The organism is Flavobacterium sp. OHVDL-2026-0007 (assembly GCF_059882335.1).
This window is the reverse complement of record NZ_CM187612.1, coordinates 1,193,214-1,207,579: the sequence shown is the minus strand read 5'-3', so window position 1 is coordinate 1,207,579 and position 14,366 is coordinate 1,193,214. Positions and strand designations below refer to the sequence as shown.

The window sequence follows — 14,366 nt, the reverse complement described above, 5'->3', positions numbered from 1 at the left end:
TGGATAATACATGTTATTAAGTAACAATAGTAGCTATCCTTAGCGAGAATCAATAGTAAAAACGGATTACGTTATTTTTAAAATAACATAATCCATTTTTATTTTTACGCATAATAGAATAGTCCATCATAATAATTTAATATGCTATTTTAACTAAGAAAATTTTAGAGGAGCTTTGTTGTTATAGCGACTTGAAATAGTAAGTAAATCAGATGAGAAAAATCATATTAGGATTGTTGTTTATTCCCTTGTTAGGATGGTCACAATCCAAAAATCTAAAGACAGAAACGCAGTTGGTAATGAAAGATTCAGTACTGCAACTTTCCAATAACAAAATTGCCGTAGCAATTAATCTTAAAACAGGAAATTACAGTTTAACCAATAAAAAGGATAATCTTGTTGTCTTCGAAAATGCCCGTCTCTCGGCAGACAATTGGAACTCGCCTTTTGTGTATGGCAATAATCGAATTGGGAAACTTAAAATTTCCTATGAGGAGAAAAATGTCCAAAACGTAGATCAAAAAGGAAAACGATTGGAATTGTATTTTACTGGAAATACTAAAGTGCTTCCTGAATATCGTTTTGCCTTAACGCTTTTGGATGATGCGGGAGTATTGGAGTATCAAGTAGGGATGAAAAACACGATGAGTTATGATTGTCGTTTGATGAAAGCGGAATTATTTTCCAATGCTAGCTTGTTTCCTAAGACACAAATTACTTCTGTAAAAACCTTGAATGGGGCTGCTGGTGTGACCATGCCAGAGGTATTGGAGAATGTGGATAGAGAGTCTACCAATAGCATGATGTTAACTGCTTTAGTCAATGGAAAGCGCCAGACTTTGGTTTGGGGTGGTTTGAAATACCAGAATTATTACGCGAACACCCTATATAAAAAAGAGAAATCAACGATAGCCTTGACGATGAATGATCCTGTGGGACGTTTGGTTAAAAAGAATGAACAGTATTGGGCTCCTGATACTTATTACCTAGCAGTGGGTGAGGCTAATCCGTATATCGCTTTAGAAAACTATGGTTTGGCTTTGCGTAAAGCCAATAATGCGCATCCTAATGTCTATGATTTTCCCACTTTGTGTGGTTGGGCAGTTGGAAATTTAAGCGGAGGTAAGGATATCAATAATGCAACGGCCTTGATCGAAGAATTGGACAATGCTCAAAAAAGTGGTTTGGCCAAATACACTAAGATCGCTGTTCGACTGGAACCGGATTCGTATTGTTATACAGATGGTAATACAGAACAAGGCTGGTGGGATGATGCTCATTGGAGTAAGTTTGGTCATTTGACGGGGCCTTATGATACTTTTGCAAAATGGTGTGAAGCAGTAAAAAAACGTAATGGTGTTCCCTTTACTTATTTTCAAGCCAGTATGCCTTCAGATGATTTTGCTCTGGCACATCCAGACTGGATGCTCAACAATGATATTAGTCAATTGCATTTGTATCATCGTCATCATCAGCCTAATGTGCGTTACGATTATACCGATAAAGAATTTCAGAAATATGTCTTGGCCATGTGGCAACGCTTGAGAAAAGACGGCATGATTGGAATTAAATTTGATTATCCAGAAACCGCTTGGAATCCACAAGGGGGATTTGACGATAAATTAGCGACTACTACTTCGGCTTACCGCCAATTGTTTGCCTTAAGTCGCGAAGGTTTAGGACCTGAGGGTCGTTTGCACGAACGTGCTTTAGGAGAGAGTGATCGTCCTACTTTGGATGTGACTGCTGGGATAGTGGATATTCAGCGCACTGCGTGGGACAACAACGCTTTTGAGCCTCAGTTCATCAGCACTGGTGGATTGAGATGGTACAAGTCACGTTCGGTTTTTTATTATTATCCAGATAGTAAGGCGATCCATACGCATAACGAACCAGTAAGGCAATCTTTAGTAACCATGCTAGCACTGACTAGTGGTCGTCTGGAATTGGCAACGCCTTTTAGTATGTTAACCCCTGATATGGTACATGATATTTCTAGAATTTATCCTATGTATGCTGGACTCAAGAGTCCTCGTCCTGTTGATGCTTTTTTAGGTCAGAAAAATCCAAGAGTATATGATTTGGAATTGACACCCAACTGGCATGCTGTGACTTTGTTTAATAGTGGTAGTGAAAAGGAGACTATTTCGGTAACGTTGAACAAATCGATGGTTGAGGGAGGATTGGAATTAGATCCTAAAGGCGATTTTTATGTGTATGATTTTTGGAAAAATAAATTCGTTGGAAAAGTAAAAGGGGATGCTACTTTGAGCTCTGCCTTGAACAGTATGGAGTGCACCATGTACGCCGTCAAAAAAGTAGAATCGGTTCCGCAATTATTGTCTACCAATCGTCATATTTTGCAAGGATGGTTGGATGTAAAAGAATTGAATTGGAACAAAAACAGCAAAATACTATCTGGAAAAGTAACCGTAGTGGAAGGGGAGTCTTTCAAAATTGTCATTGCGGCTAATCAATGGAAAAACCTAAAAATGGACTCGGATGCAGCTTCCGCTAAATGGGAGAATCATCCTGATAGCGATTCCTTAAAAGTGTTGGTGTTAGAAAATCCAAGTACTAAAGAAGTGCAATGGGCGGTATCGTTTAAGAAATGAGATAAAGGGATGCACTAATGTGAAACGATTGGACATAAAAAAATCGGCGAACTTGCAGTTTAGGATACCGCAGTTCGCCGATTTCTATTGTAAGATCTATTTTGCTTCTGGTCTTGTATGAATCGTTCTAAAGTCTTTATAAGGCTATTAGAGCAAGTCTACTGTTGTTAATTTTGCTTGATGAAATACAAAGGTTGTTCGTAATTGGCAATAGCCGTTAAAGCATTGTAAATGTAGCGAGAAACCAATACACCGCCTTCGCTGTTGATCAAATGGCTATCGTCTTCCGGCGTATGGTACTGTGGATGTCCACCCGTATGTAATCCGATAACAGAGATGTCCTTTTTGTAAAAGCTAACGTGATCGGAACCTCCAACATCTCCAGCAAAAACAAGAGGATTTAGCCCGCTGCCTTCCCCTAATTTTTTCATCAATTCCACGCCATTTGGAAAAGTACCAGCACCTCCCATAGAGAGTTCTTTTTTGTCGTTCAAACGACCAACCATATCCATATTGATCATCACTTTTACAGCCTCTTTAGCAACAGGTAAGTGGTTAACAAAGTACTTAGAACCTAATAATCCTTCTTCTTCTCCACTGAAGGAAATAAAGATGATGCTTCTCTTTGTTGCAGTTTTAGCGTGATGTAATTCCTCTAAAATAGACAGTAAAGCAGAAACGCCTGAGGCATTATCATCCGCTCCGTTATGAATGGCTAAGGTGTCTTTTTTCTTGCTACCAGAGCCTGTTCCGCCCCATCCCCAATGATCGTAATGAGCGCCAATGACGATGAATTCTTTTTTTAGATTTTCATCAGATCCTTCGATATAACCCACTACATTTTGGGTAGCGACACTGTCGGATTTCATTTTGTTGATACCTGGTTTAATAAATATTTTAAAGGGCTGATAATAATCGTTATTGAATTTTTTTAGGCCGTATTTTTTGAAATGTTTTTTGATATAAGCGGCAGCTATATTATTACCTTTTGTTCCAGCAAGGCGTCCTTCTAGCTTGTCAGAAGCTAAATAGGTGTCGTGTTTTAGGAATTTTTCGGCTGAAAAAGTAGATTGCGCGTTTGTTTTTTGGGTCGTCATAGATACCAAAAAACAGATGAAAAGAATTTTTTTAAGCATGTTGCGTATTAATTTATTGAAAAGAGAATAAGCCACAAAGTTCGAGAAAATTGTGGCTTATCAAAATTACTGTATTTGCAATTCGACGATAGTGTCGATTGCATCTAGTTGGATACCATTAAGGTATATAAAAGTTCCTTCAGGTTGTTGTTTGAATTTTAGCTCTTTTTTACTGTCCATCAAATAACATTTTTTAATTTTTTGTTTCATCTCAGGGATGAAAATATAATCAGCCTGTTTTGGCGTTTTGATAATGTGAGCAAACCAAGTTTTGTCTTTGGCGGTAAATACGCCCCAGTCTTGCGTTTTCATTACACCACCTCTGGTACCATAAATACTCTTACTATTTTTTTGCATCCAGGTTCCCATTTCTTTCAAAGTGTCAACAAATTCAGGTTGTATAGATCCATCGGCCATTGGTCCAACATTTAAAAGGAAATTCGCATTTAAACTCGCGGCATTAATTAAGTAGTGTAGTAGGTCTTTAGTTGACTTAAATTTTCTGTCCGTGATGCTAAATCCCCATGAATTGTTCATAGTCTCGCAAGTTTCTAAAGGCAATTGAGAGATCGATTGCCCTCCAAATCCAGTAGAGTTTCCACCTGGTAAATCTTTTTCAAAGGCTTGAAAATCTTCTCCTTGAATCGGGGTTAAGTGGTGGTTGTTTGAAATCAAACAGTTCGGTTGAATTGTGTGAATCAATTTGTATATTTCATCATAATGCCAATCTACCTTTGAAGTCAAGCTTTTGTCATGGTCGTTGTCCAATTGATCCCAATGTCCGTCAAACCAGATTCCTGATATTTCACCATAATTGCTCAATATTTCAGTCAGTTGCCCTTTCATAAAACGGATGTAACTGTCCCAATCGCTTTTTTTAGTTCGACCTGTTCCTCTTCCAGTTTTTCCTGTTTCGTATTGGTAATCGGTTCTAGTCCAGTCTAAAAGTGAGTAGTAGCAGTACAATTTGATGCCTTCTTTATGACATTCGTCAGCCAATTCTTTAAGTAAATCCCTTTTGAAAGGAGTATTGGTAATTTTCCAATCTGATAATTGGGTATCAAAGTTACTAAAACCATCGTGGTGGCGAGTGGTAAAAGTAATGTATTTCATGCCAGCAGCTTTGGCTAAACTCACCCATTTTTTGGCATCAAAATTTTGAGGATTAAATACATTGATCAATCTTCCATATGCTGTCACGTTGATGTTTTGGTTGGTCATAACCCATTCACCATTGCCCAGAACACTGTAAGGACCAAAGTGAATAAACATTCCAAATTTATCGTCTTGAAAAGCCTTTCTGTTTTTCAGATTTCCCTCTGTAGGGGTGTAGGTTTGTGCCTGTATGGTCATCCAACTCATCGAGAGGAACAGTAGGCAAAGCGTCATTTTTCTCATGTTTATTTAAAGTTTTAATGGTTTTAATAGACTTGTTTTTGTGGTTATGGATGCTGTAATCCATGAGTTATTGAAAGTGTTTAGGCTTATTTTTCTCCAATTAAGAATCCTGAAACATTCCAAGCACTGCTGCTAGTTCCTTCTGGTTTTCCCATTGGAATCGAAACGCGAATACTATGTTTGCCTGGAGTAAGGTTTCCTAAATCAATAAGGTTAGGATTGGTGGTTGTTCCTGGACACCAGTTAGAGCGGCTTAAATCTGATGAAGACAATCCATTTCCGAAATTTCCAGAAGCAGGATTACTCAATCGGTACGAACCGCAGTCTGTACGCCAAGGTGTAAATCCAAAAACTTCTTTTCCGTCAATGAAAATACTGTTCTTTTTCTGTAGAAATTCATCTCCATTTCCCCAGCCTCCGTGACCAGTGGTGGTGTAACTTAATTTGAAATTTTTATAACCTGCTGGTACTTCAAAAATCATTTCTACTCCTTTGTCATTGTCGAACATGGTGGCGTATTCTTGACCCGCCATTTCCATTACGTTTAGCGTATTGAAAAGTGGTAAAATATAGTCCGCTTGTGTATTGTTGTCTTCGCCTTGGTGAATCGAAATGTTCAAACTCGCTTTATGCCCACCTGCATCGTAATTACCAATGAACATACCAATATAGACTTCTTGATTGTCCAATTTAGGTTGCAAAAGAGAAATGTCCTGACGGTAGTAAACACTATCCTGCCAAACTTTGTTTTTTAGTTGTAAATAGTTGAAGTGTTTCACGCCAAAAGGAGTGAAAAAACGCATCAATTCTAATAAAGGTGTATAATTTTCTGTAGCTACTACACCCTGGTATTGTTTACCATTACCGTTCTCATAGATAGGTAATACTTTGGCTCCATTTTTTAAGCCGTCAAGGAAAGAGGTTTTTTTATCGGTTGGAATCATAAAAACAGAACCTGTTCTATCATAAGCATCCCCGTTGGATTGTTGGACCACATCGACAAAAATGGTACTTCCTTTTTTTATGGCAGGCAATTTTACTTTTTTAACAATAATAGTTCCGCTAGCAAATCGTAAAATACTGTCATTGGATTTGGCATCATTTACAAAATGAATTTGTTCTTTATTAAAAACAGAGACATTAGTAAAACGGCTTTTCCATAGTAAATCTTTGTAGGTCAATTGGTCTACTTCTTGAACCTTAGGTAGTGCTAGAAGTGATGGTAGAGTCTTTAAAGACTCGATTTTCGTAGCGGTCATGGTACTATTTCCATTTCGTATGGTTTCTAGTACCAAACCTAAGCCTTGTCCTAGTTCACTAGGTCCCCCTTTAATGCCCAATTCTGTGGTATACCAAATTTCAATTTTATTGGAGTTGACAGAGGTTATCGCTTTTTTACAAGTGAAATTTAGAATTTTTTTGGTTTCGGTGGTAAATTGAAATTGTTGTTTTTCCAAGGCTTCACTGTCGTGATTGAGAATGGATTTGTTTGGAGCTAATTGGGCCCATTTCGAAATAGTATGGGTATTAAAGGCAACAAAAGTTTGTTCAAATGGAAAAGCAGCCTTTTGTTGTATGTTTTTGTCTGAAGTAATTAAGCTCAGTTTTTGAGAAGCATATACCAATAAGGGATCTTGATTTTTCATCAGTTTGCCGTTGGAACTTCTTTGGTAGGTTACTTTAATGGCCTTTGGTGTTTTTTGAGCAAAAGACAAAGTAAGAATGCAAAGGGTAAAAAAGGTAAATAATTTTCTTTTCATAGTATGGTTTTGATTGGTCTATTAATTATGGAGTAGCAGCGTGAATTGCAACAGCTCTAGTGAACTAAAATTCAAAGTACATGGCCAAGAACTAAATCGATTTAATAAAAAAAACAAATATAGATAAATAACTGTATTTGAAAGTAGCAGTAAGTCACAAAGAATGTGATGTAAATGCTTTAGATCGGTTTATTTGTTTTGATTTTGTTTTTCTTTTCCAAAGCTCCATTTTTTTTAGTACTGGATGTCATAGATTCTTAGTTATGGGGTGTTCTGTAAGGGTTGTGGTCTACAAGAAAAACGCCCTGAAGAGAGAATGAAGTATCCAATAGGTGGATTCATGTTTTGATGTAAAAGTTAATCATTGGTTAATAAAAGGGATATAAGGCTAATTTTTTCAATAGGCTAATATAGCTCTTTTTTTAAGTGATATTAGGAACATACGCTTTTTTTTAGGTAGAATGAAACTGTCATTTTTGCTTCAATGTCTGAAAATCAAGGTATTTGCTATAACGTTTTAGCAAAACACGAAGTGTGATGAATGTATTTATAAATCAGTTGCTTACATTTTTATAAAAATATTTTTTTCATAACATAAAAAAACTATTTTTGTGATATGTATGAACATATGAACAAAATACCGTTATTGGATCACGACAGTAAAGTTCCATTGCACAAACAAGTGGAGGAATTACTTCGTGAACTGATCAAACATCCTGACTTTAAAAGTGGGGAGTTGTTTCCAAAAGAAGTTGATTTGGCTAAGCGTTGGGGGATATCCCGTAATACCTTACGTCAGGCAATTGCCATTTTGGTCAATGAAAAATTATTAGTGCGCAAGAAAGGTTCTGGCACACGAGTATCTCAAAATAGAATTACTACCAATTTGAACAATTGGATGAGTTTTACTCATGAGATGGAGGATATGGGATTGGCGTTTAAAAATCTCTCCATGAAGGTGGAAATGGTTCCAGCCAGTGCTAAAATAGCCAAACAGCTGCAAATTAATGAAGGAGATGAAGTGTTGTTTTTACAACGTACGCGTAGTATAGATGATAGTCCGATGGTGTATTTTGAATCTTATTTTCATCCGCGAATTGGTCTTTCTATAGCGGAAAATTTTGAGACTCCCTTGTATGAAATATTAGGTAATAAGTACAATGTGGTTCCCGTGTATTCACAAGAGGAGCTCAAAGCTATTGCTGCTAGTAAACGAATTGCGAGCTTGTTGAAAATTGAAAAAGATCAGCCCGTTTTGGAAAGAAGAAGACTAGTGTTAGATACGGCTAGAAAACCAATAGAATACAATATTTGTTATTACCGAAATGACTGGTTTACCTATACCATCGAAATCAAACGCAGCATTTAATAAATGAAAAAAATAGGGATTGATGTAGGGGGAAGCCATGTTACTGTTTGTGTGATAGAAAATCATGCTAACAAAAATCATGGGTTATTGGTGGCGAGAAGGGCTATCGATTCTCAAGAAAAACCTACTGTTATTGTTTCGGCTATCACAAGTTGTATGAATGAGCTGATAAGTGAAGGGGATTTGATTGATGCAGTTGGAATTGCATTTCCAGGACCTTTCAATTACGAGAAGGGAGTAAGTGAAATCAGAGGAGTTGGAGGCAAGTTCGAAAGTACTTTTGGTGTTGACATCCAACAGGCACTGAAAAATGGTGCAGGATTAAGCGATGTTCCTTTTGTTTTTGCCAATGACGCAGATTGTTTCGGTCAAGGGGCTTATTTCCGTCACCAATTAAGTAGTAAAAGAACTGTTTTTTTGACTTTAGGAACCGGATTTGGATCCGCCTTTATGATAGAGGGGGCTATTGTGAAAAGCCATGAGGATATTCCACAAACAGGTGTTTTTTACAATCAAACTTTTTTGGACGCTACAGCCGATGACTATTTTTCTACTCGTTGGCTTTTGGCGCAATACAATCGTTTGTCAGGTGAATATAGCGATTCAGTACAAGCCATTGCCCAATTGAATAGCAGTATTTCCAATGCCGTTTTTGCTGATTTTGGAGCTAATATGGGAAGCTTTCTTTTGCCGTGGTTAGACAAATTTAGTTGTGAAGAGCTGGTAATTGGGGGAAATATTTCAAAAGCTAAGGCACTATTTATGCCGGCTTTGAATGCAAAATTAAAAGGATTAAAAACGAATTTAAATATTATTTTCTGTGATGATGCCGAGCAAAGTATTTTGAGAGGCGCCACCATTATAGCAGAAAAACAAAACAAATTAGAAATGGAGAAAACGATTCAGTCTAAAAGAAAAACCACGCAGCCTTTATTACCAGTTAATAAGGTTGTAAAAACCGATGGGAGTTACAATGTATTTCCTTCTTTAAATACGAATGCTGAAATTTTTGTGGGATTTAAATCCTTAGGAAACGCGATTGCTAAACAAAAAACAGTAGTTATTGACGGTTTTGGAGGAGTTCTTTGGGAAAATTTTAAAATGCATTTGAATGCTGTTTTAACTGAAAAAAAGCTCAACGTACTTTGGTACGATATTGAGTCTTGTTTGAAATCCTCTTCAGAAATTGAGGCCATGATCAAACCCAATCTAAATGGAGATGATCCAGTTTTTGGAAATAGATATTTGGGAGAATTGGCTGATTTTTTCGATACCGATAAATTGAATTTATTGCAAGCAGATTCCACAGCGGATATTTGTATTGTCTATGGAACGGGAGCATCATTAGCCAATTGGAAAGGAAAATTGATTTATGTAGATGTGCCTAAGAATGAAATTCAATACCGAATGAGAGCGGGTTCAAGTAAAAATATGGGATCTACAGATACTTTGGTTTATTCGCAAATTTACAAAAGAATGTACTTTATTGAATGGCCGGTTCTCAGCGCACATAAAGCACAGTTGTTACCAAAAATCGATTATATAGTCGATGAGCAACGTATCGATGAAATTACGTGGATGCAAGGTGGTGATTTTAGAAGCGCATTGGATCATATGTTAGAAGGACCCTTACGTGCTCGTCCTTGGTTTGAGGCTGGAGTTTGGGGTGGTCATTGGATGAAAAATCGGATTGCCGATTTGAATCAGGACGAGGTGAATTATGCTTGGTCTTTTGAATTAATCACGCCGGAGAACGGAATTGTTTTTGAAGGAAACAACCATTTGTTGGAAGTATCTTTTGACTATTTAATGTTCCAAGACAATAAAAAAGTATTGGGTAATGCTGCTGCTCGTTTTGGAAATGATTTTCCAATTCGTTTTGACTATTTGGACACCTATAATGGTGGAAATCTTTCGGTGCAATGCCATCCACGTCCCGAGTATATCAAAGAACATTTTGGTGAAAGCTTTACTCAAGATGAAACCTACTATATTTTAGATTGTGAGCAGGATGCCGATGTCTATTTAGGTTTTACAGAAGACATTAATCCCGAAGAATTTAAAGCGGCATTGATCGAATCGCAAGAAAAATCAGAAGCCATTGATATTGAGAAATACGTACTGAAACACAAGGCAAACAAACATGATTTATTCTTGATTCCAAACGGCACTATTCATGCTTCAGGGATCAATAATATGGTCTTAGAAATTAGTAGTACGCCTTATATTTTTACCTTCAAAATGTACGACTGGGTACGACCAGGATTGGATGGAAAACCACGTCCTATCAATGTAGAGCATGGATTCAAAAATGTTTATTTTGACAGGAAAGGGCAACGCGTCGTGGACGAATTTATTTCTAAACAAACTGTGGAGAAAGAATTCACAAACGGTAGAAAAGTAAGTTTGCCTACGCATGAAGATCACTTTTATGCCGTAGATCGTTATGAATTTACAGGAGAAATTGAAATTGAAACTCTGGGTCACTGTCATATTTGTATGCTAGTGGAAGGGGATAAAGCAGAGGTAAGTGCGGGGAAAAATTCACAGGAATTTAAATATGCGGAAACTTTTGTTATCCCGGCCAATGTTCCCAAATACAAAATCAATTACAAAGGCGACAAAAAAGCGTTTGTGGTGGTTTCATATGTAAAAGACAGTTGGTGTTAAATGGCTAAAGTATTGCATTATATGAACCACTATAGTGCACTTTTAACTAGCATATAAGAGAATAAAAATTGAATTCACTATTAACAATGATTTTTATTAAAGAACCAAAAACGATTATGGAAACAAAAGGAACCAATTATTTTATATTTCTCATCACGCTTATAGCGGCTTTGGGAGGTTTTTTATTCGGGTTTGATATGGCTGTTGTCAGCGGTATTATTGAACCATTGAAATTACAATACGGATTATCATCAGCTCAAGAAGGATTATTTGTGTCTTGCGCTTTATTGGGTTGCATTGTTGGGGTAGGCTTTTCAGGGTACCTCAGTGATAAAATTGGAAGAAAAAAAGTATTGGCTATCTCAGCGGTATTGTTTTTAATCAGTGCTGTTGGCTTCGCCTTTTCACAGGCTTACGCCATATTGATTGTTTTTCGTGTTCTAGCGGGAATGGGTGTAGGTGTGGCTTCGAACGTATCCCCATTGTATATCTCAGAAGTAGCCCCTTCGCACAAACGTGGAAAATTAGTGGTATTTTATCAATTGGCCATCACCGTAGGGATTTTGGCGGCTTATATTAGTAATTTATTTTTACAAAGATACGCGACGGCACATGCCGGTGAAGGAAGTGGTTTACTGCATTGGTTGTTTGTTGACAATGTATGGCGTGGAATGTTTCTAGTGGGTGTAATTCCAGCAGCGGCATTTTGTTTGTTATTGTTAATTGTTCCTGAGAGTCCACGTTGGTTGGTACAGTACGGAAAAAACGAAGAAGCTTTGGGGATTCTAAGTAAAATAAATGGAGAGGAAATAGCAAGATTAGAGTTGGCTTCGATTAAAGAAATGGCCAGTCAAAAATCGGGTGGTTATAAAGAATTGTTGCGTTTGCCTTTGCGTAAATTATTGACATTGGCCATGGTACTTACTGCTTTGTCACAATTTAGTGGTATCAATGGGGTTATTTTTTACGGACCTACCATACTAAAATCGGCAGGTATTGTCACTAGTGATGCTTTGTTCTATCAGGTAATTTTAGGTTCGGCGAATGTGCTCTTTACATTTATTGCCATTTCTAAAGTAGATAGTTGGGGACGTAGACCTTTATATATTATTGGTTCTTTATGTGCTGCTTTTGCATTGGCGTTGACCGGTTTTTGTTTCTTGATGAACATAACAGGTTGGTTCATGCTCTTTAGTATTATCTTATTCCTTTTATTCTTTGCCTTTTCTCTAGGGCCATTAAAATTTGTGATCTCCACTGAAATATTTCCTACCCATATCAGAGGGACCGCTTTGTCGATGTGTATCATGACTATGTGGGTTTCGGATTGGATTGTCAATATGTTGTTTCCATTGTTGAGGGACGGCTTGGGAATTGCTACTACCTTTTTTATTTTCTCTTTCTTTTGTATTCTTTCTTTTGCCTATGCCAAAAAGAAATTGTTTGAAACTAAAGGAAAAAGTTTGGAAGAAATAGAAAAATCTTGGAATTCCAATGTGCAAGCTCAAAATGGAGCAAAAACTACAAAAGTGGAAAGTATAGAAGAAACTCAAAACATATAAAGTATGAGGTTATCATTTTATTATCCGAGATGGGGTTCAGAAAATGTGGATTGGGAAAGCTTTTGCCAAAAGGTGAAGCGGGCTGGATACGATGGAATCGAAGCGGCTCTGCCAGAAGATACAGCGGAACAAAAACTGATTTTGCAAGCCTTGAAAAATAATGATTTAAAATTGATTGGTCAGTACTATCAATCTTTTGAAAAGGACTTTGACTTGCACAAGGCAAATTACATAAAAGAGCTCCGTATACTAGTGTCAGCTCAACCTGTAAAAATTAATGCTCAAACAGGTAAGGATTACTTCAGTTTTGAACAGAATGCGGACTTGTTCGCAACTGCTAACAGTATTACACAAGAGACAGGCATTATCATATGTCATGAAACGCACCGTAACAAGGCCTTGTTTGCGGCACATATCACTTATGATTTTTTAAAAAGGCTACCTGATTTAAAAATCACAGCTGATTTTTCTCATTGGTGTACCGTAGCCGAAAGTTTGTTAGAAGACCAAGAAGAGGCTGTTGCCTTAGCTTGTCAACATGTTGAACATATTCATTCCAGAGTAGGACATGCACAAAGTGCTCAAATAATTGATCCTCGATTGGCTGAATTTGCTACCGAGTTGGAAGCACACTTAAGATGGTGGGATACTATTGTAAAAGAAGCTCAGAACGCACAAAAGGAGGTATTAACCATTACTACGGAGTTCGGTCCTGCACCCTATATGATTCATTTGCCTTTTACCAATACACCCGTAGCGGATCAATGGGATATTAACTGTCATATGATGCAGCTGCTCAACAAAAGATACAGTAAATAAAAAACAAGTGCTTTTATAGGTTTTAAAAAGAATAGTTATGGAAAATGTGAATGTAGATTTTTCTAAAGATTTAGCCCAATATAGCCATCCCATAGGAAAGCTGTTTGTACAACCGCAGTCGGCCAAAGAATGGGAACCTTATCTGTTGACTGAAGCGCAAATAGCGGCTTTTAAAAAAGACGGATTTATCAAAGGGATCAAAATTTTGAGTGAAGAGCAAGTAGACATACTCAAGGAGGAACTAGTCCAATTGCAAACCTTAAAGGAAGAGGACAAAAAGTTATTTTATCACTATGAGAGCAACGAATCAGAAGATCCTAATAAAGTACTTTTTCATGCCATTGGCGCATGGCGTTTAACAGCCGGTTTTCATGATTTGATGTGGGCGCCAGCCTTTCGTATGGCAGCCTATCAATTGTTAGGGCAATCGTTTCGGCTTTTCCATGACCAATTGTTTTGCAAACCCGCTAAACATGGTGGAGTAGTGGCATGGCATCAGGATTATTCCTATTGGACCTTTACAAAACCCATGCACCATCTGACGTGTTGGATTGGTTTGGATGATGCCAACAAAGAGAATGGTTGTCTTTATTTTGTTCCAGGAAGCCATAAATGGGGACTACTTCCCATTACGGGATTGACAGGGGATATGGAGGCGGTAAAAGAGGTTTTAAGTGAAGAACAATTGAAGGCTTTTGATCAAAGAGTGGCCAATGAGTTGCCAAAAGGATACGCTAGTTTCCATCATCCGCTAACGATGCATGGTTCTTATGCCAACACTTCAGATCGACCAAGAAGGGCAACGGTGCTCAACGCCATGAGCGCTTTCACCCAAGGGAATACTGATGGGTATTATAGGATGGACGCTTTGCATACCTTTCCACCCATGGCTCAGGATCAGGTGCTCGATAGTCACTTTTTTCCTTTGTTGTTTGATGGTGATAAAGAATTGGCAGCGATGGGGAGTGCTATCCCTAAAGTGGATTATAAGGAGTTGTACAATGATTTAATAGAGGACTACAAGCTAAAAGAATAAC

At 37.5% G+C, this 14,366-nt stretch carries 9 protein-coding genes; 6 read left to right on the top strand and 3 right to left on the bottom strand.

Annotation, left to right across the window (positions count from 1 at the left end; all coding sequences use genetic code 11):
- Positions 1 to 212: 212 nt before the first annotated feature.
- The gene (locus AC51AA_RS04790) at positions 213 to 2,615 is read left to right on the top strand and encodes an alpha-amylase family protein (protein ID WP_500704590.1); all 2,403 of its coding nucleotides are present in this window, start codon (positions 213 to 215) and stop codon (positions 2,613 to 2,615) included.
- A 167-nt stretch (positions 2,616 to 2,782) separates the two neighbouring features.
- Here AC51AA_RS04790 and AC51AA_RS04785 read toward each other — a convergent pair whose 3' ends face one another.
- The 3 genes from AC51AA_RS04785 to AC51AA_RS04775 form a co-directional block, all read right to left on the bottom strand.
- On the bottom strand, positions 2,783 to 3,751 hold the full coding sequence (locus AC51AA_RS04785; protein WP_500704589.1) for a M20/M25/M40 family metallo-hydrolase: 969 nt from the start codon (positions 3,749 to 3,751) through the stop codon (positions 2,783 to 2,785).
- A 66-nt stretch (positions 3,752 to 3,817) separates the two neighbouring features.
- The gene (locus AC51AA_RS04780; protein ID WP_500704588.1) at positions 3,818 to 5,149 is read right to left on the bottom strand and encodes an alpha-L-fucosidase; all 1,332 of its coding nucleotides are present in this window, start codon (positions 5,147 to 5,149) and stop codon (positions 3,818 to 3,820) included.
- Positions 5,150 to 5,235: 86 nt separating this feature from the next.
- Positions 5,236 to 6,909: a GLPGLI family protein gene (locus AC51AA_RS04775; RefSeq protein ID WP_500704587.1), complete on the bottom strand. Its 1,674-nt coding sequence runs from the start codon at positions 6,907 to 6,909 to the stop codon at positions 5,236 to 5,238.
- A gap of 628 nt (positions 6,910 to 7,537) precedes the next feature.
- Between AC51AA_RS04775 and AC51AA_RS04770 the strand changes: the two genes are divergently transcribed.
- The 5 genes from AC51AA_RS04770 to AC51AA_RS04750 all read left to right on the top strand — a co-directional run bounded on the left by AC51AA_RS04770 (position 7,538) and on the right by AC51AA_RS04750 (position 14,365).
- Entirely contained in the window at positions 7,538 to 8,278 is a 741-nt protein-coding gene (locus AC51AA_RS04770; RefSeq protein WP_500704586.1) for a GntR family transcriptional regulator, read from the top strand.
- A gap of 3 nt (positions 8,279 to 8,281) precedes the next feature.
- Positions 8,282 to 10,948: an ROK family protein gene (locus tag AC51AA_RS04765; RefSeq protein ID WP_500704585.1), complete on the top strand. Its 2,667-nt coding sequence runs from the start codon at positions 8,282 to 8,284 to the stop codon at positions 10,946 to 10,948.
- A gap of 116 nt (positions 10,949 to 11,064) precedes the next feature.
- The gene (locus AC51AA_RS04760) at positions 11,065 to 12,510 is read left to right on the top strand and encodes a sugar porter family MFS transporter (protein WP_500704584.1); all 1,446 of its coding nucleotides are present in this window, start codon (positions 11,065 to 11,067) and stop codon (positions 12,508 to 12,510) included.
- Positions 12,511 to 12,513: 3 nt separating this feature from the next.
- Positions 12,514 to 13,329, top strand: coding sequence for a sugar phosphate isomerase/epimerase family protein (locus AC51AA_RS04755; protein WP_500704583.1), 816 nt, complete (start codon positions 12,514 to 12,516; stop codon positions 13,327 to 13,329).
- Positions 13,330 to 13,366: 37 nt separating this feature from the next.
- The gene (locus tag AC51AA_RS04750; protein ID WP_500704582.1) at positions 13,367 to 14,365 is read left to right on the top strand and encodes a phytanoyl-CoA dioxygenase family protein; all 999 of its coding nucleotides are present in this window, start codon (positions 13,367 to 13,369) and stop codon (positions 14,363 to 14,365) included.
- Position 14,366 lies beyond the last annotated feature (1 nt).